The organism is Arthrobacter sp. zg-Y40 (genome assembly GCF_020731535.1).
In the GTDB taxonomy this organism is placed as follows: Bacteria; Actinomycetota; Actinomycetes; order Actinomycetales; family Micrococcaceae; genus Arthrobacter_B.
On record NZ_JAJFZS010000016.1, the window covers coordinates 11,602 to 37,686 of the forward strand.

General features: G+C 61.6%; 24 protein-coding genes and 1 pseudogene. 6 read left to right on the top strand and 19 right to left on the bottom strand.

The window, feature by feature from the left end:
- Positions 1 to 97 precede the first annotated feature (97 nt).
- Positions 98 to 1,168, top strand: coding sequence for a tyrosine-type recombinase/integrase (locus tag LJ754_RS16290; protein WP_227927381.1), 1,071 nt, complete (start codon positions 98 to 100; stop codon positions 1,166 to 1,168).
- 316 nt (positions 1,169 to 1,484) lie between these two features.
- On the opposite strand, the gene LJ754_RS16295 is transcribed toward LJ754_RS16290, so the two are convergent.
- From LJ754_RS16295 to LJ754_RS16320, 6 genes are all read right to left on the bottom strand, one after another.
- A complete protein-coding gene (locus tag LJ754_RS16295) occupies positions 1,485 to 2,162 on the bottom strand; it encodes a hypothetical protein (RefSeq protein WP_227927382.1) in 678 nt (225 codons plus the stop codon).
- Positions 2,163 to 2,339: 177 nt separating this feature from the next.
- Positions 2,340 to 2,840 carry a hypothetical protein gene (locus tag LJ754_RS16300; RefSeq protein ID WP_227927383.1) on the bottom strand — a complete coding sequence of 167 codons (501 nt, stop codon included), beginning with the start codon at positions 2,838 to 2,840 and terminating at the stop codon, positions 2,340 to 2,342.
- 2,322 nt (positions 2,841 to 5,162) lie between these two features.
- The gene (locus LJ754_RS16305; protein WP_227927384.1) at positions 5,163 to 5,774 is read right to left on the bottom strand and encodes a hypothetical protein; all 612 of its coding nucleotides are present in this window, start codon (positions 5,772 to 5,774) and stop codon (positions 5,163 to 5,165) included.
- A gap of 899 nt (positions 5,775 to 6,673) precedes the next feature.
- Entirely contained in the window at positions 6,674 to 6,838 is a 165-nt protein-coding gene (locus tag LJ754_RS16310) for a hypothetical protein (protein ID WP_227927385.1), read from the bottom strand.
- A gap of 753 nt (positions 6,839 to 7,591) precedes the next feature.
- Complete coding sequence (locus tag LJ754_RS16315) at positions 7,592 to 7,780, bottom strand: hypothetical protein (protein WP_227927386.1); 189 nt, start codon at positions 7,778 to 7,780, stop codon at positions 7,592 to 7,594.
- A gap of 420 nt (positions 7,781 to 8,200) precedes the next feature.
- Complete coding sequence (locus LJ754_RS16320) at positions 8,201 to 8,503, bottom strand: hypothetical protein (protein WP_227927387.1); 303 nt, start codon at positions 8,501 to 8,503, stop codon at positions 8,201 to 8,203.
- Positions 8,504 to 8,909: 406 nt separating this feature from the next.
- Between LJ754_RS16320 and LJ754_RS16325 the strand changes: the two genes are divergently transcribed.
- Positions 8,910 to 9,101: a hypothetical protein gene (locus LJ754_RS16325; protein ID WP_227927416.1), complete on the top strand. Its 192-nt coding sequence runs from the start codon at positions 8,910 to 8,912 to the stop codon at positions 9,099 to 9,101.
- Between the two features lie 21 nt (positions 9,102 to 9,122).
- Here LJ754_RS16325 and LJ754_RS17075 read toward each other — a convergent pair.
- Positions 9,123 to 9,701: pseudogene (locus tag LJ754_RS17075) on the bottom strand (metallophosphoesterase family protein); the annotation flags it as partial.
- Positions 9,702 to 10,063: 362 nt separating this feature from the next.
- Between LJ754_RS17075 and LJ754_RS16335 the strand changes: the two are divergent.
- The gene (locus LJ754_RS16335; RefSeq protein WP_227927388.1) at positions 10,064 to 10,303 is read left to right on the top strand and encodes a hypothetical protein; all 240 of its coding nucleotides are present in this window, start codon (positions 10,064 to 10,066) and stop codon (positions 10,301 to 10,303) included.
- On the opposite strand, the gene LJ754_RS16340 is transcribed toward LJ754_RS16335, so the two are convergent.
- Complete coding sequence (locus LJ754_RS16340) at positions 10,300 to 10,536, bottom strand: DUF1040 family protein (RefSeq protein WP_227927389.1); 237 nt, start codon at positions 10,534 to 10,536, stop codon at positions 10,300 to 10,302. The genes LJ754_RS16335 and LJ754_RS16340 overlap by 4 nt on opposite strands.
- Positions 10,537 to 10,637: 101 nt before the next feature.
- On the opposite strand from LJ754_RS16340, the gene LJ754_RS16345 reads away from it, so the two are divergent.
- A complete protein-coding gene (locus tag LJ754_RS16345) occupies positions 10,638 to 10,889 on the top strand; it encodes a hypothetical protein (RefSeq protein WP_227927390.1) in 252 nt (83 codons plus the stop codon).
- A 9-nt stretch (positions 10,890 to 10,898) separates the two neighbouring features.
- Here the strand turns inward: LJ754_RS16345 and LJ754_RS16350 are convergent, their stop codons facing one another.
- Both LJ754_RS16350 and LJ754_RS16355 read right to left on the bottom strand, forming a co-directional pair.
- Positions 10,899 to 11,834 carry a DUF4429 domain-containing protein gene (locus tag LJ754_RS16350; RefSeq protein WP_227927391.1) on the bottom strand — a complete coding sequence of 312 codons (936 nt, stop codon included), beginning with the start codon at positions 11,832 to 11,834 and terminating at the stop codon, positions 10,899 to 10,901.
- 225 nt (positions 11,835 to 12,059) lie between these two features.
- Positions 12,060 to 12,755 (bottom strand): 8-oxoguanine DNA glycosylase OGG fold protein, encoded by a 696-nt coding sequence (locus LJ754_RS16355; protein WP_227927392.1) that lies wholly within the window; start codon positions 12,753 to 12,755, stop codon positions 12,060 to 12,062.
- 612 nt (positions 12,756 to 13,367) lie between these two features.
- On the opposite strand from LJ754_RS16355, the gene LJ754_RS16360 reads away from it, so the two are divergent.
- Positions 13,368 to 13,556 (top strand): hypothetical protein, encoded by a 189-nt coding sequence (locus tag LJ754_RS16360; protein ID WP_227927393.1) that lies wholly within the window; start codon positions 13,368 to 13,370, stop codon positions 13,554 to 13,556.
- A gap of 6 nt (positions 13,557 to 13,562) precedes the next feature.
- Here LJ754_RS16360 and LJ754_RS16365 read toward each other — a convergent pair whose 3' ends face one another.
- From LJ754_RS16365 to LJ754_RS16375, 3 genes are all read right to left on the bottom strand, one after another.
- Positions 13,563 to 16,082 (bottom strand): N-6 DNA methylase, encoded by a 2,520-nt coding sequence (locus tag LJ754_RS16365; RefSeq protein ID WP_227927394.1) that lies wholly within the window; start codon positions 16,080 to 16,082, stop codon positions 13,563 to 13,565.
- A 502-nt stretch (positions 16,083 to 16,584) separates the two neighbouring features.
- On the bottom strand, positions 16,585 to 17,433 hold the full coding sequence (locus LJ754_RS16370) for a BRCT domain-containing protein (protein WP_227927395.1): 849 nt from the start codon (positions 17,431 to 17,433) through the stop codon (positions 16,585 to 16,587).
- A 406-nt stretch (positions 17,434 to 17,839) separates the two neighbouring features.
- Positions 17,840 to 19,396, bottom strand: coding sequence for an LTA synthase family protein (locus LJ754_RS16375; RefSeq protein ID WP_227927396.1), 1,557 nt, complete (start codon positions 19,394 to 19,396; stop codon positions 17,840 to 17,842).
- Positions 19,397 to 19,586: 190 nt separating this feature from the next.
- Here LJ754_RS16375 and LJ754_RS16380 point away from each other — a divergent pair, with 190 nt between their 5' ends.
- On the top strand, positions 19,587 to 20,411 hold the full coding sequence (locus LJ754_RS16380) for a histidine phosphatase family protein (protein ID WP_227913574.1): 825 nt from the start codon (positions 19,587 to 19,589) through the stop codon (positions 20,409 to 20,411).
- Positions 20,412 to 20,540: 129 nt separating this feature from the next.
- Here the strand turns inward: LJ754_RS16380 and LJ754_RS16385 are convergent, their stop codons facing one another.
- The 6 genes from LJ754_RS16385 to LJ754_RS16410 form a co-directional block, all read right to left on the bottom strand.
- On the bottom strand, positions 20,541 to 20,972 hold the full coding sequence (locus LJ754_RS16385; protein ID WP_227927397.1) for a hypothetical protein: 432 nt from the start codon (positions 20,970 to 20,972) through the stop codon (positions 20,541 to 20,543).
- A gap of 287 nt (positions 20,973 to 21,259) precedes the next feature.
- The gene (locus tag LJ754_RS16390; RefSeq protein ID WP_227927398.1) at positions 21,260 to 21,826 is read right to left on the bottom strand and encodes a DUF4352 domain-containing protein; all 567 of its coding nucleotides are present in this window, start codon (positions 21,824 to 21,826) and stop codon (positions 21,260 to 21,262) included.
- A gap of 181 nt (positions 21,827 to 22,007) precedes the next feature.
- Positions 22,008 to 22,922 (bottom strand): PfkB family carbohydrate kinase, encoded by a 915-nt coding sequence (locus tag LJ754_RS16395; RefSeq protein WP_227927399.1) that lies wholly within the window; start codon positions 22,920 to 22,922, stop codon positions 22,008 to 22,010.
- Between the two features lie 34 nt (positions 22,923 to 22,956).
- The gene (gene uriT / locus LJ754_RS16400; RefSeq protein ID WP_442860348.1) at positions 22,957 to 24,381 is read right to left on the bottom strand and encodes a uridine transporter UriT; all 1,425 of its coding nucleotides are present in this window, start codon (positions 24,379 to 24,381) and stop codon (positions 22,957 to 22,959) included.
- On the bottom strand, positions 24,378 to 25,325 hold the full coding sequence (uriH, locus tag LJ754_RS16405) for a uridine-preferring nucleoside hydrolase UriH (protein ID WP_227927400.1): 948 nt from the start codon (positions 25,323 to 25,325) through the stop codon (positions 24,378 to 24,380). The genes uriT and uriH overlap by 4 nt, the downstream gene beginning before the upstream one ends.
- Positions 25,326 to 25,694: 369 nt before the next feature.
- A complete protein-coding gene (locus tag LJ754_RS16410; protein ID WP_227927401.1) occupies positions 25,695 to 25,946 on the bottom strand; it encodes a hypothetical protein in 252 nt (83 codons plus the stop codon).
- Between the last annotated feature and the right edge of the window lie 139 nt (positions 25,947 to 26,085).

The following is a 26,085-nucleotide window of genomic DNA, read 5'->3' on the forward strand; positions in this document are numbered from 1 at the left end:
ATGGAGAGCGTCCTGTCGCTTCAGGGATATGGATGGGATTACGAGAACGTACAGCAAGTACGCGACCACGCGGGGTAAAGCGGAAAACTCCCTGTTGATGGCGATGAAAGAGCGGCAGGGGCAGGGGCGACAGCCGGACCGGAAACTCACGCTCGGGGAGGTCGCTGGTATGTGGCTCGCGAGTATCGAGCCGGCCGAAGTTGTTGTGGACGATCGCGGTGATCAGATTTCCGGCAGTAGCAGCGGCCGTATTCGGAGGCAGACCTGGGACCAGTACGAATCGATCCTCCGTCTACACATCAGCCCGGCACTTGGTGCCCTGCCGATCCGGGAGGTGCGCACCTCTACTTGTGATGCATTTCTGCGGTCACTGACGGTCGATGGGAGGGGCAGCTCCAATGCGCGTATTGGAAAGACTGTGCTGCGCCAGATGATGTCCTACGCGATCCGGCACGACCTATATGTAGAGAGTAACCCTGTGGCGGAGGTGGATCGCATCCCCCGGAAGGTGGTGAAACCACGGGCACTCGATACAGCGTCTTTGGAGGCTATCAGGGAGGCAGTGAGTATGTGGCGGGCCGAACCCGGGTTGTCTGGACCGCGTCCGACAAGCACTCTCTCGGACATTATTGATGTGCTGCTGGGCACTGGAGCCCGTATCGGCGAGGTGCTGGCTTTGCGGTGGCAGGATGTCGACATGTCGGGTGATGTCGGAAAGGTATCAATTACCGGAACCATCGTTGAGCCGAGAAAAGGTTCCAAATATCGGCAGGGGTACACGAAGACCAGCGCAGGTGTTCGAGTTGTTCCTGTACCGCGGTTTGTCGTCGACGTGCTGCTGCGCCGGAGCATCGAATCGCCCACGACAAACGGCGTCGGCGCCGTTTTCTGGTCTCGGCGCGGTACCTACATGCAGGGCTCCAGTGTCCGCAGGTCGTTGCGGTCTGCGCTGAAAGCCGCCGGAATCGATCCGACACTGGCGATTACACCGCACTCGTTCCGGCGCACAGTAGCTACGCTGATTGATCGGGAAATCACCGACGGTGCCGCAGCGGAGTTACTCGGGCATTCGAATGTGGACGTCACGCACAAGCACTACATCGAGAAGCTTCGGGAGGTTGGCGACTACCGGGACACCCTGCAGCAGTTGGCTGGGAGGCACGACTGAGTTGAGCTGCGGTAGATGGGTATGTGACTCGGCGACGGAGGAGGCCGAATCACACGTTCTCGGCAGTGGCGGACGTAAATGCGCCTGTGCGCGGAGACTGGGCGGTACGGTCGGTCAGGGACTTGGCCGGAGTGGATCATTCCGGTGGCTTCGCAGCGCAAGCCGGGAAAACGGAGCGGTCCAGGGGCTCGTTGTGCGACGCTGCTTCGAGCCGCTTTTCGGTACGGTGAGAGGCTAGCAGCTCTTTGACGGAAGCTGTGGCTGTCATACCTTCTATGTGTGCGGCAGCCCGGCTCGCTCCCCGCCTCAGGCTGCGCTATTTCCAGGTTTCAAGCTCAGCTGGCTCCATCTGTGCCACGCCTCCCTCGTACAGGTAAATGTTCCCGGCGGCACAGACGGTCGTGCCGGGCGCGATCGCCTCCAGCTGGACGCCCCACATGATGAAGGTGAACCGCCCGGTGTCGGGATAGTCGAGGCCGACGTTAACGAAGCCGCCGTCGTAGGTGTTGCGCACGCTCGTCACCGGGCCGCAGATCCGCTGATAGGTCCCGGCATAATCCCGTGCACTGTCCCACCCCAGGCCGCCTTGCGGCCAGCCCCCGGCTGGAACCGCGCCGGGTGCCGTCCCGCCCTTGCAGTGCCCGTCCTGGCGAAGCATTACCAGCGCTTCCGGGTCGGTACTGCTGGCAATCTCGTTGCAGTACACGTCAAAGGGCATATCGGATGAGGCGGCGTAGCTGGTAAAGACATCCATTTCCGACGGGCAAACCTCCGAGAGCAGCGCAACCTCATCGTTGACCCTGTCGGAGCGCTCCCCGGCACGGACGTGGTCCATCGTCTGGTTCAGCAGCGTCCGGCACTCCTGGGGCGGACGGGGTTCGGGGTAATACGGTTCTAGGGAGTCCGAACTGCTGGACGAGGAGGAGCATCCGGCCAGGGCCGTGACTGACAGCGCCGCTAGTAGCAGGGGTGCTGCCGGGAAGTTCTTCTTCATGCGGTTCCTGACCGTTCCTTGGCGTGTGTCGGATGACGTCGGATGACGCGCCCAAGAATGCCACAGCAGGGTGTCCCTCCGGCGGTTTTGCCACGGGTGTCAGTTGAATTCCTCGGGGGAGAGAGTGCAGGAGGTGCCGCGCACATAGGAGATATGACATCCGTTGGACTTGACCTCTCAGACTTCGGCTTCGGCCTCGACGACTTCGATGACCCCGACATTGTTCCCGCAGCCGCCGCAGTCATTCCCGAAGGCCGCTCCCTCGTGGAAGGTTCGGCACTGCATCGTCACGGCGATCCAGGTGCCCTCGGGCATGGCGGTGGCCAGCAGCCGCGGCAGCTCGGTGGGGTCGATGCCGTTCTGCGTTTCGCGCAGCGCCGGGGAGTGGTGGTAGCTGAGCTCTCCGATGGCCGCAGTGTCGCCCAGATCGGTGGGCAGTTCGACCTCTTCGGCGCGTGCACCGACGGTCTGGGCCAGGTGAAGTGCTGCGTTGGAACCGACAGCTTTGGCCGGAAGGATCAGGTAACCGTGAAGCCCGGTCTTCCCGCGCCGGGTAAGCAGCGTCGCGGATCCGGAGTTCGTTGCCGCGGAGGCGAAGGTACCGGCCCTCTGAGTGAAGGTTGTGGGGTTGGTGTCGATGCCGCCGGCGCGAGCGAGCCTGAAGATTCTCTGTTCCATGCCAGGGGACATGCGTAGTTTTAGCCCGCTGCCGGTTTTCGCGCCCACACCAGGGATTTGCGGCCGGCTACACAGGATTCAACCGCCGTGCCGGGCGCGAATCCCCGATGTTCGCCCAGCGAACGGTGCCGCCGCTTCTCTCCGTGTGTCACAGTGACAAGTTCTCGGTTTGTGTGCGTCTCCAAAGTGCACCCTTCACCTCAAACTTTCCCGTCTCGTCCCGGCCATGGCTTCCATTTGGCTTGTGTGCGGTCCCTTGACGGCTTCGACCTTCCCCAATCCTGCTGAAATCCCTGACTCGGCTGCCCCTTGACGGGCTCCGGCCACCTTCGATCACGCCTGCAGCGGGCCTTCAATGTCCTTCGGACGGGTGGTTCCGTTGCTGCCACTGCGTGTCATCAACTGCGTTGGCTTCTCATCCATCACCCTGCGTGGAGGTACTTGGACGATGAGGCCTGCGGCCGGCGGTTGGTTGCCTCCCGGCTCATGATTGTTGGTGTCACTCTCACAGGTGGCTGTAGGGGCTTCGCCCCGGTGGGTTGCCGCTCATGTGTGTGGGTTGGTCCCGTGAGTGTGTGGTTGGGAGGAAGGCCTTCGGCCGGTGAAGGGGGTTCCGGTTTTGGTGGTCGGGTCTCCGTTAGCTCAATACTTCCCGCCTTGTTCACGTCCGGTTGTCTTAACGCCATCACGATGCACATCGAGCCGCCCTTCATGATGGTTCACGCAGACCATAAAGATTCTCTCCACGCCAACGTCCCGCCAAGCATCAAGGTCACGCAAACAATTCGAAAAACATCCCGCCAACCAGGCAGCCAAACATCACGCCCGGCACCATTACGACCACCATCAAGACAACACGACGTCCACCATCAAGAACGACAGAACCCATGGCCAACCGGGGCGAAGCCCCTAATGCCACCCACCCATCCGCCACCAGCAAGAACAACGAGCAGCCCACATACCGCCCCGCGCAGCGGCCACCAAAACGTTCAGCAAAAAGCTTCCGTCTTGACCCCCGCAACCGGGGCGCAGCCCCTAATGCTTTCCCATCAAGAAACCATCCCGACCCATCCTGCCCAGGATGAGGCCCCGCCATCTGCCCGCGCAGCGGCGGAGCGCAGCGACGGAAACCAAGACCGGTCGCGGACGAGCCGCGGACCGGCGCTCCGCGCCAGGTCCACGACCTGCAGACCGCAACGGTCCCGTACCGGTCCCCGTGCAGCTGCAGAGCACAGCGATGCAGCGCCCGTACCGGGCAGCTGCACGCCGACGCTACGCGCGGCGAAGCCGCACGTACGCGCGCAGCGCGGACGGCAGAGCGCAAGCGATGGCAGGGAATCGGAAAGGCTTTCAAAATGCCAGGCACCAAAACGAAAAGCACTCCGGAATCCGAACAGATTAGCGGAGGGGAGGGCCGCCAGGCCCGACCTTCTTTATATGCCCTCCAACCGGCGCCTCTCACCGTTTCGCGGCTACCGCCGGCCCCGGCAGAGACACACGACGTCCCTTCGGGCCGCCGCGCAGCAGGACGGCTCAGTTTGGTGCTGGACTGTTGATGCCGTGGTGATCCCAGCAGGGTTACCGCTTCCGATGACGGTGAGCCAGTCATCGACGTCATCAGTACGGATGGTCGTACGCGGCTGCTCAGGTGCAGGCCATAAGCCCAGTCGCGTGCTTCCAGTGCGATGATCAATCGCCAGCGGGACAGTGGCGGCGTGGCGAGAGCGGCGCTGCGTTGCCTACAAAGGGATGCTCGAACCCATCGCACAGCAGCGCCCTTCGTCACCGGCTGATGCGCCTGATGCTCGACCTGCCCAGTCGTGACGATATCGTCTCGGTGATGGTGACCGAGGAACTCGTGCGGGGATTCATTAATCAGAGTTGGGAAGGGCAAGTGACAATGCTGCCGCAGCCTACACAGTATGGTCTGGGGTAGACCCGTTGTTCAGGTATGGACAGCTTCGAATTCAGGTGTAACAAACGCAAGGTATAAAAGGTATAAAAGGTATAAAAACCTATAAAAGAGACAGTCTGAACAGCCCGTTTCTGTAGAAAACCTGCTGCCACTGACTTTCGGCTACTTTCTCGTTGCCCTGTGATGGCGGCGCACAACCATAGCGGTATGGAGACGACCTCGCGCGACCGAATTTGCAACGACACCACCGGTAGGGACTTCCGTGCCCTGGTGAGGGAGCCCAATGAAAACGTTGGTGCCACAGTCGTGTCAACAAGACAACGGTCGAACTCGACCGGGAAGTTCCCGGGGCGGCTGAGACCTATGCCGTGAGTGAGCACATCTACGCCCGGGTGTGGGCTTCCGACTCATGGAGGTTGGGATTTGGATGCTGGCGGTATGCCCATCACCTGTGCGGCGTCTTCCGAGGGCAGGCTTGTCCTGGTCTTCCCGTCCGGGCTCTGGCGGTTTAAGCGGTCGACGAGCAGCCCGCTGGTGCCCCGCTTGTCGATCCCGACGGATGCCTTGGCGACCGGGATCTTCAAGTTCCTGGCTGCGGAGAGATGCAGGGCCACGTGGGGCCCTAGATGAAGATATTCGGGAGGGATCAAGCTTGAGTATGTGCGACGCCGGCGCAACGCTAGGGGAGAGATCAGCATGGAGGCACTTGGCTTGTCCTGCACCCCGCGAAGACCCTGAAGGTCTAGTGCCCCTGCAGCGAAGTCCAGCTCTTCCGTTGTCGTCGTATCGACGAGTGCTGCCGGTTTTGCTGGTTTCTCACCGGTCGAAACAACCTGGACATTGCCGTGCGCATCGGCGCCGACGGGGAGCAGTAGGGCGAGTTCGCTATCAAGGCTGGTCTTGACCGCAGCACGGTCAGACGGCGCCCTTCGGGACCAGACGGTGGAGAGCGGTGGAAGGGAGTCGGTCGCCGCTGCTGTGAGGTGGCCGGTGGCCGGTGAGCGGGAGGGTGGTGACATAGAGGCGTTGCTGCTTCGAGATAGCCAGGTCCGTGTCGCCCCCGTTAGTACGGGTGATGGCTCCGGCGGGGTATTCAGCTCTGTAGGACATTGTGGTGGTGGGAACGAAGCGCAGCGCCTGGCGGTCCACCATCCTCACGGACTGCGGCACTGACCGCTTTGTTCCCGTCCACGTTCCTCTCTAGCGGCAATATCCTGCCGGTTCAGAGGTTCTGTCCCCCGTTTATGGCTAGAAACCATCGAACAGGCAATATCTTGCCGGTTTGGCTCGAGAGGACCTCGACGAGGTCGATAGAGGAGAAGCGCGCGACATTCTTCCGCCCCCCGGAGCGTATCTTTTGCGGGCCGTCGCCCGACTCTTCTGGGGACCTGCTGCCCCTTAGAGCGCCTTTGGGCCAAGGGGGTGGATAAATGGGTCAATCGGGACTCATAGGCCTCCAGAATCGCGCACAGGTCCTATTGAAGGCATTTAATAGCCGTCGAGCATCTCGGAAGTTGCCCGTTGCCCTCAATATGTCCTTATTAGCGATCGGATTAGCGATCGGCGGAGCAGTATCCGGGGGCCGCGCTCACCCGAACGGGCTTCTGTCGATGGGAACCGGATCCCATGCGGCCGGCATCGCTCTTGGCAGTCCAGAAATCCCAGATGCTTCCACCCGCTCGTACAGTACGCGTGAGAGGTTCTCGTTGCCGAACATTCCGGAGTCCTCATCCTCGGCCAGAGCGACAATCTTCGTCTCGTTCCAGACCGCAACGCAAACCCTTGCCTTCGGTCGGGTTGGCGTCCCGAATGACGGTGGAGCACTCGGCGGAGATGGAGCTCCAGCCTTCTCCGCTAATTGCTGTGCGCCGTAGCGCTCAGTCGTGAAGTCTTCGATGACCAGGTGGTGGCGGTTCAGCTAGGCTTCGCGTTCTTCTTCACTCAGCTCCCGCTGTTCATGTTCGACCAAGGCATGGAAGTTCACTTCGCGTTCGGCATGGACGAAGTACTTGTCCGGGTCTTCGTCGTCGCGGCTGACGGTGAGCCGGTCCATGACGGACTCTTCTGCGAGCTCCGGGTACATCTCATCTTCACCCTGCGCGAGGACGATGGGACGGTCGGAGGAATCGGCAAGTGCGACGCCGGCGGCTTCGGAGTGGTTGCTGGGGGGCGAACTGTCCGCCGGAGGGGATGCCCTCGGGCTGTCGATTGATGTTGGTAGTCATGCCCATCTGTGTGCGGCTGACGCCTCATACGGACAGACACTGCAGCCCCGGGATCCGGGTTTGCCCGAAAACGGCTGCCAACCGGCCGGCCCACCGGAACCACCTGGGCGCCAACCTAAGGGTCGGCAAAAAAATCCGCGGAATCTAGGGGCAAAAGAGGGGGCCCCATATATAACCAACTTAACCAACCTGTTAAGAGAGATATATATAAGGGGCCCTTATATATAAGCCTTTCGCAGATTTTCTCTTATATATCCTCTCTTCTATATGGAGGTCTCCCCCTCCTGTCGCCAGGGTTGGTTTAGTCGGCTGAGTCCGCAAAGACCCCGGAATCACGCGGCAAAACGGGGTATGCACGGATTTTTCGCAGTTGGCAGGCAGCCGGTGAAACCGCTCCTGGGCGTTGGCAGAGACCCGTTTTCGACCGTTTTTGGCCCAAAACGTGTCCTTCCGGGAAAACAGGCGCAACGAAACGGTGGTCTCCTACCCCCCCCCTCGACGGATACCCGGAACCGAAAAGGGCCGCCTCCGATGATGGAAGCGGCCCGGCACTGTGCTTTTCAGGCGCGTTCGGTGTTCAGGAGGGGCAGTACGCACCGCCTCCAGTTCTCTCAGCTGCTGATCCCAGGGGTCTCTTCGGTGTAGGTGTTGTACGGCCGGGTGAAGAGAAGGTGCTGCGAGGAGGGCTTCGTGGACCCGGTGACGTTCGGCTTGTCGTCGATGAGGACGGTGCCGGAAACCACGGCCTTGTCGTAGGCGATGATGGTGCGTTCGACCCAGTCACACCGAGGCGCTCGCACACCCCCTCGAAACTAGTTCTTGCTGACAAACTTGCGGACTCCGGTAGTGACAGACCTGCGGACTCCGGTACTGACAGGGTCCGGTAGTGACAGACCTGCGGACTCCGGTACTGACAGGGTCCGGTAGTGACAGACCTGCGGACTCCGGTACTGACAGGGTCCGGTAGCGACAGACCTGCGGACTCCGGTACTGACAGGGTCGCGGTCCTAGACTCCCGGTGGACAACTTATGGCGCTGACAAACTTCCACCTAGAGATTTACGAGTAGATCGACAAACGAAAGTCAGGAGGACGACTGAGTGGTTTTCCCGTCCACATGGTTCGTTCCCAGCGACGGGCAGTGCTGGGGCGCTGGGCCAACTTTCCGTCGCGAACTGATCTAAGCAGCCTCGTGGACGGAACATCGGTTGGGTCTCAGGCCTAACGGCCAGCGGTGATGAAGGCCTCTGTGATCTGATCGATCGTTGCACCTGGGGTGAAGATCATGCCGGGGTCGCCCTCGTCCGTCGTGCCGACATAGAGAACGTCGGTATTAAAAGTGGCGGCACTGGGGTCGCTGTGGATGTATGCTCCGGGACAAGCGATGACTATGCGAGTGCTAAATGTGGCATAAATGGCTGCTGTGTCATTGTCGATCGCGTAGACGAGTGACTCGACTCCATGCGCTCTCAGGGCTTCGATTATGTGGGCCGCAGTGACGTTATTTGTATCGCTAATTCTCACAGTCATCTCCATTCAGTAGTGGCTGGCCCCGTTCGGCCGCTCCTCAATTTATGTGTGCGGACAGACGTGAGAGTGTCAGCGCGGCTTCAGTGGCTTCCGTGGATTAGAAAGATTCCACCCCTTGGAGGGGACAGGACCCCAAACTCCAAATTCCTGGCCCGGCGATCGCGTAGTTGCTGCCAAACCGACACTGTGGCCGGCTCTGCAGTTGCCGGGCTGGATGCAGGAACCAAGGCGGTGAGATGATAGGAGACACAGCGGAATCTGCAGCGCATCATCGACTGTTAGAGATTCGACTGGACAACGCACTGGTGAGGAGCCCTTCAAGTAAAGACCCCTCAGTGCGTAGGCTGCCGCTGCTCTTGTGTTTGCTCCAGCATTTTTGCTCGGAGGTTCTTCACTGCACGTGCGCTCAGCCGCGGACAACCAATGGTTCGACACGCAGCGGGACTTCGTCCGGCCACACAAGTACGGCGTTGCCCACACGGGACTTCTCTTTGTCGAGTACATCTACGCGGGTTATTCGCCCGTCCCGGTGAATTATTTCCTGGGATCGTCGCTGGTGCCAATGTCCGCAGAACACATGTGGCGGAACTAAGGAATCGACGACCTCGCGAAGTAATGTCCTGGTGCGGTCCGCACGACGACGGACATCGATTGGAAGATCAAACTTTTCCGCGATAGCTACGCCGGCGGGGGCATCATGGGTAAGGAGTACATCCACAGGGCCACCATCCACCAGCCTTTGGGCTTCGGACTCGCTGGGTTCCTCATTCGCCCACCAGTCTTTTCCCTCAGTCCGGTGCTCCTGGTCAACGCTGTAGGCCCCGCCCAGGGCACCAATTGTCAATCCACCTATCTGGGCTCTACCTCCCCGGGGCAGGACCCGGATATTGGATCTGAACGTCCCCAATCCGTCTTCCTGTGGGCTGAGGCTCATCAGAGTGTCCCAGTTGTCATGGTTTCCTCCGGAGACGATGAGTTCGATGTCGCATTCAATCAGCCGTCTGTTCAGTCTGTCTTCATACCTTGCACGCTTAAGCCCGGGCCAATCAAGCGCGAAGTCTCCCACGTGCAGAATGGTTTGCGCGCCGCTTCGGGCTGCAGAGCGAATTACAGCCAAAGCCCAACCCTGGTCACCGTGCCAGTCGCCGGCGATGACGATGGGCTGAGCAGGACCTCGGTCAAGCATTGGCATGAAGATGACCAATCTCTTTGTAAACGGCGGATGTTCTGGAGTTGAAGGCCGCACAGTCCCTTTTTACCCGAGCGGAAACAGCGATCCGACGGCTGAGGTTTCCGGCGTCTGGCCTTTGCCCAAGTGAGCCTTCTTTGATTGTGTCCTCGTAATTCTTGTTCTGGGCGGCCCGCCAAAATCTCATGGACTCACTTTGCCATCAACGGCTGCGTCTGCCCTCACGGCTCGCTCAGCGTGCAGAACCACACGGCAAATCCCGGATTCAGCAGGGCTAACTCCCCCGAAGACGCACCGGCCGCCATGGCGGCGAACGCCATTGCCGACCTGCGATCTGACCTCCTGAGCGAAAATGCTCAGGAACGGTGGCCTCTTCCACGAACGCCGACACCACGGATGCAATTAGGCACCTTCCCGAGGAGATTGAGAAGGCCGGCTCGCGGGAGGATCGGATCGCAGCGGTGAAGGGCGCACGGGAGACGATCCTCGCCGCCCAGGAAAAGCACGGTGCGCTTTCAAGTGCCACTCAGCACGTTCGCATCCATCTGGATGACGCGGACCCGCTCCTGGGCAAGACCAATGACTGGGACAGGGCAGGCTACTAACCGCCGGAGGTGCCCTCATTCTTCAGATGGGCGATGAGGGTGGAGTCCTCGACGTTGTAGGGATCTTCGGGCAACCCGAGGCGGTGCTGCAGGTTAAAGACGTATTGGAAGAAACGCTGGTCCGAACCCGAACGCTTCCAGTCGGCTGCCAGCAGTCCGAGAAGCTCGTCGATGCGCGACTCTGGGCGGGGCGGTCCCTTGAAGAGGTCTATTTCCGGCGTCGGTTCAGTCATGGGGATGAGTCTATCGGGGGCTTCAACGACTAAACTCCCCTCGGCACGAGGCGATCATCGCCCGGACTGTCGGTACTGTCCTGGATGCGCTGTGGATCAACATGGAAGTGACCTGCGCGCTGCTGGGGGAGAGCTTCACGACGGTTACTGCGGCCCATCTGACGCGCGAGCTGGTCGCGGCGGCAGGCCGTCCTGAACTGGTCACCGGAAACCTCGGCGGGACCAGGCCAACACCCGATGCTCACCAAGACAAGCCCCTGCAGATGCCCGCGGGCCGCGGGCGCCCGGCTGCCGCCGGCCTGCCGGATAACGAGGGCCCCGCACCGACATTCGGTACGGGGCCCTTCGCGTAGCTCTCCTGGCTACATCTTGGCCAGCAGGTCAGCCTTCTTAGCCTCGAACTCTTCATTCGTCAGAATCCCGGCATCCCGGAGCTTCCCGAGCTTCTCCAGCTGGGCGAAGACGTCATCGGGCTGGGCGGCGTCCGGCGCCGTCTGGACCACCCTCGGCTGGTGCAGCTCGCGCTGGGCCGTTTCGATCGCGTCCCGCAGCGCCAGGAAGTCCGGCTCGTTGCCGTAGATCATCATCGAGTTCTCGTCGCCGGCGGCATCAGTGCTCTGGCGGCCGAACTGGCTGCGCATTTCCGTTCCGCCGGGCAGCGAGAACTGGATGAAGCCGGATACCAGCGCCCCGCTCGGCTTGACCTGAATGCTGGAAATCGAGGTGATGGGGATCCGCTTGACGCCCTTGCCGACTGTGAACCGGCCCAGGCCCAGGTGCTGAATCGTCACGTAGTGCCCGTCGAAGGACACGTACCCCGCACCGGGGGAGCGGGCGAGGACGGCATCGGCGGGGATGTTGTATTTGGCGCGGAACTCCTGGCCTGAACCCGGGGCCTGGGTGGCATCGGATGAATCCTGGCTGTCCGTGCCGGCGGCCGCCGCGGCTGCAGGGCGGGTGCCCGTAACGCCCAGCTTGCGGTCACGCTCGAGCTCGTCCCGCAGTTCTGTGAAGGCAACCTCATCGTCCTTGGTGAAGATCATCTCCTGACGGCTGGAGAACTTGTCTCCTGCGCGGGTGAAGCGGAGATTGCCGCGGGTAAGCCTCGACGGCGTCTTGAACTCCAGTTCGGTGATCTCCTGCAGCGGGATCACTGTGGCAGGGGTGAGCTGCATCTTCACGGTGATGAGGCCGTCCTTGTAGGTGACCCAGCCGTTCTCGGCTGTCCAGATCCTCGTGTCGTCCAGGATGCCGTGCTTACTGCGCGCCTTGGCTTCGCGGTCGTTCTTCTTCCCCAAAATGTGCTCCTTCGTTGAATCGTCACCCAAGCATAAATCCGGGTTCTGACGATCCGCTTCCCTTTATCCGCCGTAGAGGTCTCACTTCAAGGGGGTGGAATTTCACCGCCGATAATGGAAATTATCGTCGGTAGCCTGTTTTGAGTCCGCGGGAACGGATTCGGGTGAAACCCAGGTCAGGGCAGCCGTGTGCCTGCCATCGCGGGCTGGTAAAAGTGGGCGTGCCTACTTCCGTCTGAAGAGGGCCAGCTCAATCTCGTCAGCGCGAACCTTGCGCGCCCCGTCCAGGCGTTCGGTGGCCTCCGCGGCCCACCGGCCGGCCAAGGCACAGTAGCGCTCGTAGGTTGCCGGGTACCATGCGGCTTTCGCAGCTCCGGGCCAGGCATCACGCAGATTGCGCGACACCACTTGGTCCAGAATGACGTATCGGGGTGGCACGGCAGCACCCTGGGCGAAGTAGATGAACTTGGTTGAGAAGGCCGGACCGAGCCAGGGGATACGGCCAGCACCCCTGTTTGTGGACAGGACGCCGTAGACTTCGAAAGCCGGCGAACCTTCCCTGACCGAAGTCCAGGCGGTGACCAGCAGCTCGGTGGCTTTTTCCAGGTGTGCGGCCAGGCTGTCCAGGCGCCGTTGAAGGCGCGGCGCCCTACTTCCGAGGCCCCAGGCGAGCGAGTAGTAGAGAAGCTGGACGGCATTAGCCGGGGTAGCCTCGCGACTGCCCAGGTCGAAGACGTCCCCGCGGGAGACCTGCGTGATGTCTGGACCGGCAAGGACACCCTGCAGCGGCGGAAGACCACGGTGGTTGAGTGCCTCCTGCCACCTGAGTCCATCGACTGTCACCCGATGTTCCATCACGGCATTCGCCCCGGGCAGCGAAGCGAAAAGGTCGTTCGGCAGAGGCGCGTCAACGTTGATCATGGCGTCACTCTACAGAGCTTGAGACACCGGAAGCTGAGATGGGAGCCGCAGCGCTGGGCTTACCATCGTGCTGCGGCCTTGGTGTGGTAGGCGTCCAGCATCTCAATCTGGTCGGTCCTAAACTTCAATTCCTATGCAGGGGAAGGTTCCTGGCGTCCAGCATGGACGGCGATGCGTTATGTCGACGATGTTTGCCGGCGGCACGAACGAACCCCTAGGCTGGCGAGCGACGTCTAACAAGCGAGGAGCAACGGGATACCGCTGAGGCTGACAAAGGACGTGTGCCGGCAGCTGATGGACAGAACGACGGCTTCACCACAACGACGAACTACAATGACACGAACTACTCCGAACATCGCGGGTACGAGATCCGTGGCGGCGTGCTGTACATACTTTCGAATAGTAATAGTTCGTAGGCCGATAGCCGCCGCAGAACTCAGTATGTCGCCGACGAGAATCAGACCCATCGGTTCTTGTACGACAATCTTGGCCTGCTGAACCGGGCAGGCATCGTCGAACGCGCGTCCCAACCGCAGGCAGTCCGGGATAAGTCGGATGACAATGCTCAGGACGGGTATGACGCCGATTGCGACGGCGAAACCGAGGATAGGGATGGTCTCAACCCAGACCCCTCGGCTGCGCCCGCGATGGCCGCCGCAGCCCTGGTTAGCCATTCTCGGCGTGGTGGTGTGGGAGAAGTCAGCGAAGCCCGCCCTCGAACGTCGAAGGGCTTCCCGCGCGGAGCGGAAGGCAGCCGAGGAGCGTTCGGCGGAGGGCCCGACCAGCCTGAGTCAGCTGTAGTGCCTGTTACAAATCCTCATCCGCGACGACTTCAGCCACATCGAAGCCAGCGAACTCTGTTTGCTTCTGGTGTACCGAATCATGCGCTTTGGAAATTGCAACTTCTGCAGTCTTTTCTACAGAACGAAGCTCTTTTGACTTCAATTTCTGATCTTCGAGCGCCAAGTACGTAGGTACAACAATAGACTCAACATCCTCAGGCGTCAGTTCGATGAGGCCGGTGGACCCGGCGAATAACCGGTTCGATTGCACCCGGCCGAACCCCTTGCGAAGATAGTCCGAGAGGAAGTAGGGATCAACCAGAGAATCATCCACGCGAATAATAGTGATGTGGCCATCCGCAATGGCCGGAATGTCGAAGTCATAGACCGCAGACTTACCTAAAGTGCCATCACCAGTTGACGAGAGCAGTACATCGAACTTTTTCACCTTGCAGGTATCCGGAAGCTCGTCATAAACGGCCTTTTCGACCCAATCTCCGTTTTCAAGGATGGCGCCAGTTGACGAGACTGATGAACCTGCTTTCAGCACCATCGCATGACCGTCATTTGCGTCTACGTAGAGTGCAGCACTAGGGCTCTTTCCTCTAAGGGTTTCGATCAGATTCAGTTCGGCAATTGATTTGCCTCCCTGTGCCGCAATTAGGTTCACGCGTTTTTGAACTGCCGTGTCCCAATATTTAACGTCTAAGCGCTTTCTCGGATCGTTCATGATCTCATGACTTGAGATCGTGAAGGATGTCCAGTGATAGCCGCTATTTTCTCCGGTTGGTCGTGTTCTGAAAAAGGTGCCAATTTCATCCTTGAGCCTCGAGAAGTCAAACCCTCTCACGATGTCGCCGGACGAACTAAAGCCTAGGGATTTCAGGAACATAAACGGAATCTGGTACTCCGCTTCATCGTCTTCGAGTGCCGGGTCAAAGCGCTCAAGTAGCAGCACGCTGGACTTGACGCTGATTTTATTTGGTTTGAATGTTTCCGGAGGGAGACTGACTACAGCGCGAACTCGTACGTTTTCCAGCATCCAGCGGCGCGTCTCTGCTGCCATGTCTGTATTAAGCGCTCCGTCATCAATGACAGTGCAAATAAAGCCGCCAACTTTGGTCGCAAGAACCATCTTCTGGAGAAAAAGCAACTGGCCTTTAGTCGTTTTGACGGGATACTCGGCAAGATCATCTGCCGGAAGATCCGCCTCACTGGTTCCAAAGGGTGGGTTGCTTACGATGAGATCACAGTCAGCGGATTCCAATGACCAGGTTGGATTGGCCTTGCTCAGGCTGTTGTAGTGGAGAATGTTTGTGTGACCGTCGCCAGAAATAATCATGTTCATTTTGGCGCTCGAAGCTACACCCGCGTTGGCGTCGATCCCGAAGAATGTATTGCGCTTGATGCGGACTTCTGCGGCGTCGGCAGCGGAACTACTGATGCTCCGTTCTTGTCGCTTTGCGTCGATGCGCGACAAAGCATCCTTCATCAAGAAAACCAGAAAGCCGCCGGTTCCGCATGCAGGGTCGAGGACCTTCAAAGATTCACCAGACAGCACAGTACCTGTAATGTAATCCCGGCCCACCATTTCCAGCATCAGTTCCACTAGCTGCCGAGGAGTGAAGTACTGTCCGAGCTTCTTTCCCTTTAGGGTGGCTCGCACAAAATACTCGAATGCTGCGCCTTTTGTGTCGAGTCCGCTGTCTTTAAATGACACCTTTGAAAGTTCGGTCACAAGGTAGGCATAAGTGGCTGGTTGCCTAATGTGCAGTCCGCTGGTTATCACGTCGCCATACTGATCTCGACACATCCGGATCATACTGTCGACCAGTGTCTTTACCTGGTCAGCGCTATTACGGGGCATAGCAGCCAGCTCATGGAACTTCGTGCTGTACGGAAGCGCGAAGGGGACGGCGTTGCCTTCGGCCGATGCGACCAGGTCTGCATCATCGGCCTTTTCCTCCAGTAACCGTAAAAATAGAAGCTTCGAAAAATCCGCGAAGGCATTGTCTTCGTCCTTCTCCAGTGTGCGGATCTTGGAGTGGCAACGCGCGAAGAGCGCGTTCAGTTGCTTTAGCGGCAGGGCAGGCCGAAATGGCAGAGAGGTGTCGTCTTGCTCCAGATTGGTAAGCGATGGGTTTGCCTGGAACTTACGCCTCAGCGCAGTCAGCGTCGACTTGTGAGGGAGCATCGTACTCCCGCCTTTTGCTGAGCGAAGCTGTATGAGAGTTTCGGTGCTGGTGTTCCATAGTTCTAAATCGAGTCCGTTTGTGACAGCCACGAAGGGGACGCCGACCGTTTTGCCATAGTTTATGGCCTGCTTTCGGTCGGTCTGGTTGATCTTGTGGGACTGGCGTTTCGCTTCGATCAGAAAGAAGGGATTGCGGGAGCCAGCCGTCACCGTGATGTCTACGTATTTTTTAGCCACGCCATCCGTGGTAGGAAGCTCGAAGGTCAAGTCTGTTTCCGTGGAGTACCCGCGCCGCTCCAGATACGGGAGAATGCGCTTGACTACGGTCTCGGTTTCCGAGATTCCTACCATGTTGTTCGATGTCCTTCCAAGGATATGCTGCCCCAAGCCTACCGAGTCGGCGGGGGCTATTCATGCAGGCGAAGCCGTTTGCAGTCGCCGTGTTTAAGCACACTGTAGGAGTGGGCGGTGACAGTCGGCTATTTGGGCCGATGACCGCAGTGCCCGGTGGGGGCCTCTGTTTGGTCTTCTCAGGTCCTGACACGTTCTGAGCCACCGGAGGTAGCTGGACGCCCCTGAGAGGGTACGTGCAACCAGGATCTCGTGTCGCAAGAGTCTACCAGGGGACGCGCCACGCGTCCTGCTTGGGTGGTCAAAGACCGATGAAGTCCACATATCTTGGTATCCGCATCTTGATGTCCGAGAACGATCTGTCATGTTTACGGAAGGGCACCTGACCTTTGTGCTGTTGCTTCTACCCTGGCGGCTCGCGTGTGGTTGACGAATGGCCTCAGCCCCGTGTTGGCCCAGCGTCTCCGGGAAAGACTCAGCATGGGTCGTTCTCGGGGATCGTTCAGATGGCGCCATGAAAGGCTGGCGCCCACGTCAGCGTAACGGCGTGGGTTGAACAAAGGTCTATCCAATGAATCTCGTTTGCTGGCTTTCGTTCCAAGACGAGAAAGAGGCGTGGGGGGAATCCCCGTTGCTTCATCCTGTGACCATAATCCAACACCTGGCCCAACCCATGTCTAATTTGGGAAGCCTCGTTACTGTCTGTGTTGCTTTTCACCTCTACGACGCTAACTGAACCGTCTGAGCATTGCCATGCCAGGTCATAATTGCAATGTCTATCGAAAGAGGACAGAGGCTTAAGTCCGCGCGTGCTCAGCAGACTCGCCAGGGCGTCCTGCGTCGCTGAATGAGCGCGGAGTCCCCTCTCCATTACGTCGGGGTCACGATAATACCCGCCATCTCCTTGGAGCGATTCCAAGAATCTTCCGGCTCGATACGGAGCACCGACGAGACCGCCTTGCGGGGCAGCTGCACGGGCTAGAGCATCGGGAACGTTGGGAGTGAGGGCTGGCGCAGGGTTTAGGGACCAAAGTCCGAGAAAGCCTTCCTCATCGATGATTTGGATGTGATGACCGGCTGACTGCATATCGGCAGCCTGTTTTTCCTTCTTTCCAAAATCGCCATACTTCCATCGGTCACTCCGACCGCGGATGAGCACGTCAGTACTGGACTTGTTGATCCAATCCTTTACCTGGATGGCTCCAAGCCGCAATGCGGCCTCTATCAACTCCTTCTCGTCGTGACCCCTGATCTTCCCAGTAAAGACAACTTCCTTACCTTTTAGGTCGTAAACCCATTCGTTAGACATGTTGTGATCAAACGGCACATCGTGGCAGGTTTCAAATGACATCAGTTGTGCGTCTTCGATTTGTCCTGGGCAGCTGCGCTCGTGGCGGGCGCGCACTGCGGTTCGACAACACGTTTACGACACGCTTTCGGCGGGAACATGCGGGCTACCGCGGGTACGATCTAGGCAATATTAACTGCGTTTTCCCTGATCAAGCAGCCCTTCGGGGAGCTGCCGGGAGCTGCCGGGATACGGTGACACGACAACAGGGGGTCGCCGGTTCGAATCCGGCAGGGGGCTCCACGAAACCCCTTCTGATCAGGCAAAACGTCCGATCAGGAGGGGTTTTTCTTTGACGACGCAGCGCGTCTGCGGCCCTCAATCCGGCGGCGGCAGTTCGGAAGACGACGTCTTCCTCAACCCCGGGTACGACTACCCCCACCCGGAACGGTTTCGGGCTCGGCCGGAGCTACTGCTGGGTGCCAGCCCCGGCCCAGGCCTTGGCATAGAACCGCGGGGAAAGTGACCCCAGCAGCTCCGTGTAGGCCTCCTGGTCCATGGCCTGCGCCGAACTTCCGGGAACCTCCGAGGCGAAGGCCGATACGCCCAGTCCGGCCTCTCCGCCCTCGAGGGTGAGGCCCGCTGCCTCCAGGATGGTGGGGTACATGTTCAGCTGGTCAGAGCCGGCGCGCAGCGTACTGTTCGCCGGCGTCTCGCCCGGAACCCAGATCCGGTTGAAGATGGTCCGGTTCTCGTGGTCGTCCAGCTGCTCGTGGAAAGCGTCCCCGGCACTCATGTGCTTGAGGTGGTCGCCCATGATCACCACTGCGGTGTCGTCGAGGTAGCCCTGCTCCTTCATGTACCCGATGAATGAGGCCACCTGGGTCATGGAGCAGGAGAAGACCGACGTGACCTCGCTGTCCGTGTCCACGTCGCAGTAGTCGTAGATGTGCACCGGTTCGTGCGTGTCCAGCGTCAGCATGGTGAGGTTGAACGGCCGGCCCGTCTTCTCAGCTTCGGCGTGGAGGTCGTCCAGGGTGTCCCTGGCATGGGCCATCAGGCGTTGGTCGCTCAAGCCCCAGTCCTTGCGGAAGTTTTCCTCCGGTTCGCCGGCAGCCCGCCAATCGGAGAGGCCCTTGACCGCGGAATAACCGTGGCTGTAAAGGAAGGTGTCCTTGGCCGCGAAAGAAGGATTGGCGCCGCCCAGGAAGACGTTGGTGTAGCCCTGCTCGTCCAGGACGTCGCCCACGCAGGTGGCACCGCCCAGGTACGTTTCGGCCCCCTCGTCGATCCCGTTGTCGGTGGCACTTCCTCCGCCTGCCCCGTTGCCCTTCAGGGGGATGCCGCACTGGGTGGACGCGAGGCCGGCCATGGTCCATCCGCCGCCTTCGTACTGCTGGAAATCGGCCACGGTCTGCCAGCCCTCTTCGGCCTTCGTGGCTTCCTTCAGGGGCGCGAACGCGTCCTTTTCAAAAAGCTGGTCGTCCTCCAGCGTCGCTTCACCGGACTCGAGGTAGATGACCACAAGGTTGCGCTTCTGATCCGCGCTGGTGACCGTGGGCTCCACGTAGTAGTCACCGACGTCGTACTTGGAGTTCGCCGCCTTGATGTAGTCGCCCAAACCCACGGTGGTAGCGAAGGCGGTGGTACCGGCAAGGACCACCGCGGCCACCAGGAGCGTGGAGAGGGGCCGCATGAACGGCTGCGTGCCACGGGAGTCCGGGTTGCCGTTGCGGAGGCGACGGCGGCGCCTCGAGGAGCGCCACAGGGCGATGGCGACGGTGATCAGGAGGGGGACAACACCGATGCCCAGGATGCCGATCCATACAATGGCCCCGCCGCCGCCGTCGGTCTCCACGGAAACGAGGTTCATGAGCATCTGCCCGACGGAGATTTCACCCCAGAAGAAGCGGATGCCCACGGCGGCGATGAGCGCCGCCAGTCCAAGCCAGATCAGGGCATAAACCAGGATATGTGCCGCGACGAGGCCAACCCGTCGTGTCACATAGAGAATCCGGCCAGACATGCCCACACCTCGCGTTCCAGATGCCCGCTTTCCGCGGGCCACCCTTGACACCCGACCCTTTGCCGGACACTGAATCTTATTGCCACGGCGGTTCCCATTCAACTCCTGCCCGGTTGCGGTTAGGCAACCGACCCCCGGCCTTTAGGATGTACTAGCGCAAAATAGTCGTCCCACCTATCAGGAGCCCTCCATGGTCATGCCCCGGAACCTCTTCCTCGTTCGCCACGGACAGAGTGAAGCGAATGTGATGCAGCGGGCAGCCAAGGCCGGGGACCCGAGCCTGTATACCGAAGAGACGATGACCGTCCCGGACCGCTCCTGGCGGCTCACGGACCTCGGCGTGCAGCAGGCAAAGGTCGCCGGAGCATGGATCGCGGAACAGAATGTCCAGTTCGACCGCGCCATGGTCTCGGTCTACACCCGGACCCGCGAGACCGCCGCCCATCTGGGGCTGGATGTGCGCTGGGAGGAGAACCGGGTGATCCGTGAGCGTTCCTGGGGCGAGATAGGGTCCATGTCGAAGCAGGATTTCGCGCAGAAGTATTCGCAGAATGCTGCGTACCGCGACAGCGACCCGCTGTACTGGGCCCCTCCGGCGGGGGAATCCATTGCCAACGTCGCCGAGAACCGTGTCCGGAACATCCTCAGCACCCTGCACCGGGAAAACGCCCGGGACAATGTCCTGCTGGTGACCCACGGAGAATTCATGTGGGCCACGCGCTTGGTCCTGGAACGCTGGAGCGATGAAGAGTTCCTGAAACGGGATGCCGACAAGGAGCAGCTGATCCACAACTGCACTGTCCTGCAGTACACCAGCACCGAACCGGACAACCGCAACAATGTCCGTGAAAAGCTCAACTGGGTCCGCCGCTGCTGGCCGGTGTGCGTCGACGGCGAGTGGACCATGTTTGTCGGCGAATGGGAGGAGTTTGACCGGAAGTACTTCACGGGGGAGGAGCTGATGGAACGCGCAGAAGCGAACCGGCATTTCCTCCTGGGCTCCTTCGGGAACTGACCCAGCCGGCTACGTCCCCTTCCCGGCAGCGGGTGCAGTGCGGACACACAAAAGTCAGCCAGCACAAAACGACGGCGCCTCCCGAAAGGGGGCGCCGTCGTCGTTGGGATTTCCGGAGCTGGCCGCGGACTAAGGAGCCAGACCGGCCTTCTGCTGCAGCCGGTACTGTTTCATCATCTTGAAGTACCCCGGAACCGGTGTCAGGTAGAGCTGCACCGCGGCCAAAACCAGCGCCAGGATTCCCCACCAAGCCAGGAGGTTTGTCAGAGTCACGAGGCTCACCACATGGAGCGCGGCATAGATGGTCAGCACAATCCGGGCCCAGTTGCGGCCCTTCCGGACAAAAACGGCAGTGAGTACGTTAACGGCAAGGCAGATAACGCCCATCGCGATCAGCAGGACAAGGCCTACCGCCACGGCGGGGTCATCTGCCCGGGCGCCGGCATCGTTGACCGTTGCGTAGAACACCGCAATGTTGACTGGAATGGCCACCACGGTCAGCACCAGAGCGACGATCTGCAACCAGAAGGACGAGTCCACCTGCTTCGGCCGCTGCGGCATAACCGGGGTCCCCGGAGCACCGGGGGCACCATAGGCTCCGGGGGCACCATAGGCTCCGGGGGCACCATAGGCTCCGGGAGCACCATAGGCGACCGGGGCTCCCGGCATGCCCTGAGGAGCACCCATTGGTCCAGGCGGCACCGGCGGCGAAGCCGGCTCCGGCGCCGGCGGATAGGCATTGAAGCCGTTGTTGTTTTCCTGCTGTCCTTGCATCTTTCCCCCATATGAGATGGTCGTGCGGCGGGACCGCCGCATTATGTCTACCCGGCACCGGCCGGGAGGTCCTGCTAGGGCATCTTGAAATGCGCGACGTCCTCGCGCTCGCTGTCGGACAGGATCAGGGTGTGCGGTCCGTCCTCGACGTCGAAGGTGAGGTAACCGGTTACCTCTTCCCCGGCGGCAACGCCGTCGGCCCACAGGGTGCCTTCGTCAATGTATAGAGCTTCGGCCGCATTGAAGCGGCCTTCCGAGTCCATGAAGGTGAAATTGGTGGAACGGGCGTCAGTAACGCCTTCTTCCGTTTTCCAGATGACCTGAACCCTTTGGAAGCCCTTTTCCGGCATGGTGGTGCTGCTCCGGGCTGCCACGGATTCGGCTTCCTCGACGGCGACGACCGTGACGCTCGCTACGTTGCCCTTGCTCATGGGCACGGTGACGGTGTCGCCAATGTTGTTGACGTCAATGTCGGCTGCCTGCGTCGAGGTGTTCCGTGAGGGCGTTTGTGCCGTATCGCCGGCGCCCGCCGATGATTCGGCTGACGGACCGCCCGAACCCCCGGCCGAGCAGGAGGCGAGGGACAGGCCCAGGGCCACGGCCGCTGCGGGCAGCAGCAGGCGTTTGGGGAACAACGGCATCGGCAACCTCTTTCGTAAGGAATTTACGCAGGGGGTACCTGGTGCTCATTCCCCCCGGCAGAGCTGAACCCTGTCCCAAGAAGGCGGGTTCAACCACGAAGAATACCGCACACAAAAACGGCCGGGCGCCGGAAGGGGATTGCCATCCCGTCCCGGCACCCGGCCGTTGGCAGCAGCAGCCTCAGCCGGCCAGCTCCAGCAGTGCGGAGTAGGAGGACTGTGCTCCCTCCCGGGTGGCTGCCAGCGCTCCGGCGCGGGCAGCGAAGGTAGCCGCCTCCGCCAGTGAATCGCCCGCTGCCAGCCGGGCGGCGGTGGCTGCGGTGAAGGCATCACCGCAACCGGTCGTGTCCACCGCAGTGACCCGGGTAGGGGCCACAGCGAGTATCCGCTCGCTTTCGGCTGCCGTCCCGTCCAGCACGACGGCGCCGTCCGCACCCAGGGTGATGATCGTCCGCCGAACGCCGAGCGCACCCAGCGCGGCGATGACCTCTTCCCAGTCCGCGGCCGGATCGGCAAGGCCCGTCACGAGGGCCGCTTCATGGGTGTTGAGCAGCAGTACGTCCGTCAGGGCCAGCAGCTCCGCGGGAACTTCCTGGTACGGGGAGAGGTTCAGGAGCACCTGCGCTCCGGCCTGCTGCCCGGCCCGGGCAGCAGCGGCAACCGCTTCGAGCGGAACCTCCAGGCTGAGGGTCAGCACCGCGGCACCGTCGAACAGGTCCGCCGGAAGCTCGGCGCCGGTGACCGTGCCGTTGGCACCCGGGGAAACGATGATGGTGTTCTCTCCGGCGGCGTCCACCACGATCATGGCTGTGCCCGTCGCAGTGCCGGTGCGGCGCAGGACGCGGGAAGCGTCCACACCGGCACCGGCGGCGGCCTTCAGCAGCAGGTCCCCGTGCCCGTCGGCACCGACGGCGCCGAACAGCCGGACATCGGCGCCCAGGATCGCTGCGGCGGCGGCCTGGTTGGCGCTCTTGCCGCCGGGCACAATCACCAGCTCCGAACCGTTGAGGGTTTCCCCGGGGGAGGGAAAACGGTCAGTACGCACGGTCAGGTCAGCGTTCAGCGACCCTACAACTACAACTCTTCCGGCAGGCATGCGGGGAATTCTCCTTGACGAGGGCGGGCGGGGTTCAGCGGGCGGCCGGCGCGGCGGCAGCCACTTCGGCAGCGGCCGGCTTGGGGATAAGGAAGGACGCAGCCAGGGCCAGGACGAGGATGACCAGACCGGCAACAATACCGCCGTAGTAGCCGCCGGCCCCGCCGTCGGCCGGTGTGGCGGCGGTCTTCACCGCGTAGATCACGGCGAAGCTCAGGCCCGCGCCCAGATTGAAGGCGCCGGCGTTGAGGCCGGGCAGGAAGCCCGGGTTTTCCTTTGGGGAGAGCACAATGCCCAGGCCGTTGAGCATGATGTTGCCGATGCCCGCGTAGGTGATGCCGATCAGTACCGAGACGCCGAGCAGGCCTGCCTTGGAGTCGCTGCCGACCACCAGCAGCACCAGCGCCAGTGCGATCACGGAGCCGATCATGCCGATCCGCAGGACCTTGCCGTAACCCCAGCTGGCTGCCAGGCGGCCGGCAATGGGGCCGAGAACCAGGCCGGCGATGGCGTACGGGGTGAGGGTCCACCAAGCGGACTCCTCGGCGCCCATGCCGAACCCGATTGCGCCGTCCTGTGCCAGGGCAGGCAGGATGCCGTTCATGATGGCAAACACGCCGGTCATGGTCAGCAGCGTGGTCAGCAGCAGCGCCCAGGTGGACCGCCGCTTCAGCAGGTAGGTGGCCACCAGCGGCTGTTCCGTGCGGTTTTCCACCTTCCAGAACACTACGAAGGCCACGACGGCAACGACAATCAGCCCGATTACCAGCGGCCAGTTGGCTGCGGCCAGCTTGCCCGCTTCGTTGAATGCGGTGAGCAGGGTACCCACGGAGATGACCAGGGGCACCACACCGACCCAGTCCATCTTTTCCTTCTTCTCGGCCCGGGATTCCGGTGCCAGGAAAAGCAGGAGGGCGGTGGCGACGGCGCCCACGGCGGCCATGGCCCAGAACACCGAGGCGAAGCCGTGGTTTTGCGCCAGGTAGCCGCCGGCCACGGCGTCGATGCCGGCAATGCCGCCGTTTACGGCGGTGATGACGCCCATCAGGGTGCCGTACAGCTTCGCGCCGCGGATTTCCACGCGAAGCATGATCAGCGTCAGCGGCACCACGGGCCCGGAGACGCCCTGGATCAGGCGGGCCAGGAAGAGGACTTCAATGTTCGGGGCCAGGGCAGCCACCACGGAACCGATGGTCAGGACCACCAGCATCCCGGACAGGACTTTCTTGCGCCCGATGATGTCGCCGAGCCGAGGCAGGAACAGGGAGAAGAGGGCGGCGGCGGTGAAGAACGCCGTCTGGGTCAGGCCGACGGCGGCGGAGGTGGTGTCCAGTTCCTCTTCGATGGTGACCAGGGCCGGGGAGAGCATTGAAGCGTTGAGCTGGAACGCCACGCAGGCGGCCAGCAGTGCGGCCATGAGGGCGCCGACGTTGACCCGGCGGCGGGCGATTTCACTCACAGGTCGACCTCGCCGATCCGCTCGAGGGCGTCCACAACCAGGTCCCAGAACTTCTGGTGGTCCAGGTCCACGGCCACTGAGGTGTTGCAGTCTTCGGGGGCCGGCGCGCGGAAGTCTGCCACCGTCATGCCCAGGGTCAGGGTGCCGGTCAGCTCCACATCGAGCGGCACGCGCCGGGTGGTCATCACCGAGGGGTCGATGACGTAGGCGACAGCGCACGGATCGTGCACCGGCGGGAAATCGAAGCCCTGCGCGTCCTTGTAGGCGTGGCCGAAGAAGTCCAGCAGTTCGCCGACGAACTTGGCGGGCTTGGTGCCGACGGCAGCGATACGGGCAGCCACCTCGTCCGTGGCCAGGGCCTGGTGGGTCAGGTCCAGCCCGACCATGGTCAGCGGCCACTTCTCGTTGAAGACTATGTGGGCGGCTTCGGGGTCGATTTTGATGTTGAATTCAGCCACGGCGGACCAGTTGCCCACGTGGTAGCCGCCGCCCATCAGGACAACTTCCTTCACGCGTTCGGCCAGGCGGGGTTCCTTGCGCACGGCCAGGGCAATGTTGGTCAGGCCTGCGGTGGGGACCAGGGTGACAGTGTTCGGCTCGTGCGCCATCACGGTATCGATGATCAGGTCGACGGCGTGCCGGCGGTCCAGTTCGAGGGTGGGCTCGGGCAGCACGGGTCCGTCCATGCCGGAATCGCCGTGGATGTCGGGGGCGTTTTCGATGGTGCGGACCAGGGGCCGGTCACAGCCTGCCGCGAAGGGGACGCCTGTGATATTTGCGACACGGGCAATCGCCAGCGCGTTGCGTGTCACCTTCTCCAAGGTCTGGTTTCCGACGACGGTTGTCACCGCCAGGAGGTCGATCTCCGGGCTGCCGTGGGCCAGCAGCAGGGCGACCGCATCATCATGGCCGGGATCGCAGTCCAGGATGATTTTGTGGGGCATTGCATCTCCGCTTCGTTGGGGTTCTCCCGCCGGGGCCGAAATCCCGGCGTTGCAGTGCCCCGCTCTGGCACGCCGGCCGGCCCGCAGCGCTGCGGGCGGTCAGTGGAGTGGAGTGGCGTGCCGCTGCCCGGAGGGCCCCGGGGTGAGGGTGCCGGACAGCGCCGAACCCCAGTTGGGGCGGGCACTGCATTTAACGATATCGGCGCCCGGAGCCCTAAACTCCGTGGTGCTCCGCGGCCGCCGGCCGGCTGTCGGCACGGATTTGCCTCGCTGCAGACCGGTGCCTATCCTTGCCCGCGGCCGCAACGGAACCGGCCGGCACCCGAAGGTGCCGGCCGGGCCGTGGCTCCAACCGTGGAGCGGCTACGCCTACCAGCGGACCTTGCGCTCGCGGGGGCCTTGCCGGGTGGTGTGGGCCCGGGTGGGCTTGGTGTCCTTGCCCAGGCTCTGCCAGCCGGGCAGGCCGGCTTCAGCCGGGGGAGCAGGACGGTCGCGTCCGTCTCCTCCGAGCTGTGCTTCGGCCGAAGGGGCCAGGTTGATGTGCAGGTCCGCTGTCTGCCCGGATAATTCCGGTGAAACATGCAGCGGGCTGGTGGTTGCCTTCTTTTTTGGTGCACGCATGGTGGTACTCCTGTCACTGGCGCCGTAGACGCCGGCACGGGCCTTCCGCGGGCAGGCCAAAGAGCGTGGCCGAAAGCGGGAAGTGCAGACGGAAGGACTCGGAGGCCGCGCCTCAACAAGCTGGGAATGGTTGTCTGCG

Bases quoted from the DNA above. Each gene is read 5' to 3' on its own strand.
- LJ754_RS16290 (WP_227927381.1), top strand. From the start codon at position 98: ATGGCGATGAAAGAGCGGCAGGGGCAGGGGCGACAGCCGGACCGGAAA.
- LJ754_RS16295 (WP_227927382.1), bottom strand. From the start codon at position 2,162: ATGAAGAAGAACTTCCCGGCAGCACCCCTGCTACTAGCGGCGCTGTCA.
- LJ754_RS16300 (WP_227927383.1), bottom strand. From the start codon at position 2,840: ATGGAACAGAGAATCTTCAGGCTCGCTCGCGCCGGCGGCATCGACACC.
- LJ754_RS16305 (WP_227927384.1), bottom strand. From the start codon at position 5,774: ATGTCACCACCCTCCCGCTCACCGGCCACCGGCCACCTCACAGCAGCG.
- LJ754_RS16310 (WP_227927385.1), bottom strand. From the start codon at position 6,838: ATGTACCCGGAGCTCGCAGAAGAGTCCGTCATGGACCGGCTCACCGTC.
- LJ754_RS16340 (WP_227927389.1), bottom strand. From the start codon at position 10,536: ATGACTGAACCGACGCCGGAAATAGACCTCTTCAAGGGACCGCCCCGC.
- LJ754_RS16345 (WP_227927390.1), top strand. From the start codon at position 10,638: ATGGAAGTGACCTGCGCGCTGCTGGGGGAGAGCTTCACGACGGTTACT.
- LJ754_RS16355 (WP_227927392.1), bottom strand. From the start codon at position 12,755: ATGATCAACGTTGACGCGCCTCTGCCGAACGACCTTTTCGCTTCGCTG.
- LJ754_RS16360 (WP_227927393.1), top strand. From the start codon at position 13,368: ATGGTCTCAACCCAGACCCCTCGGCTGCGCCCGCGATGGCCGCCGCAG.
- LJ754_RS16365 (WP_227927394.1), bottom strand. From the start codon at position 16,082: ATGGTAGGAATCTCGGAAACCGAGACCGTAGTCAAGCGCATTCTCCCG.
- LJ754_RS16370 (WP_227927395.1), bottom strand. From the start codon at position 17,433: ATGTCATTTGAAACCTGCCACGATGTGCCGTTTGATCACAACATGTCT.
- LJ754_RS16375 (WP_227927396.1), bottom strand. From the start codon at position 19,396: ATGTCTGGCCGGATTCTCTATGTGACACGACGGGTTGGCCTCGTCGCG.
- LJ754_RS16380 (WP_227913574.1), top strand. From the start codon at position 19,587: ATGGTCATGCCCCGGAACCTCTTCCTCGTTCGCCACGGACAGAGTGAA.
- LJ754_RS16385 (WP_227927397.1), bottom strand. From the start codon at position 20,972: ATGCCGCAGCGGCCGAAGCAGGTGGACTCGTCCTTCTGGTTGCAGATC.
- LJ754_RS16390 (WP_227927398.1), bottom strand. From the start codon at position 21,826: ATGCCGTTGTTCCCCAAACGCCTGCTGCTGCCCGCAGCGGCCGTGGCC.
- LJ754_RS16395 (WP_227927399.1), bottom strand. From the start codon at position 22,922: ATGCCTGCCGGAAGAGTTGTAGTTGTAGGGTCGCTGAACGCTGACCTG.
- uriH (WP_227927400.1), bottom strand. From the start codon at position 25,325: ATGCCCCACAAAATCATCCTGGACTGCGATCCCGGCCATGATGATGCG.
- LJ754_RS16410 (WP_227927401.1), bottom strand. From the start codon at position 25,946: ATGCGTGCACCAAAAAAGAAGGCAACCACCAGCCCGCTGCATGTTTCA.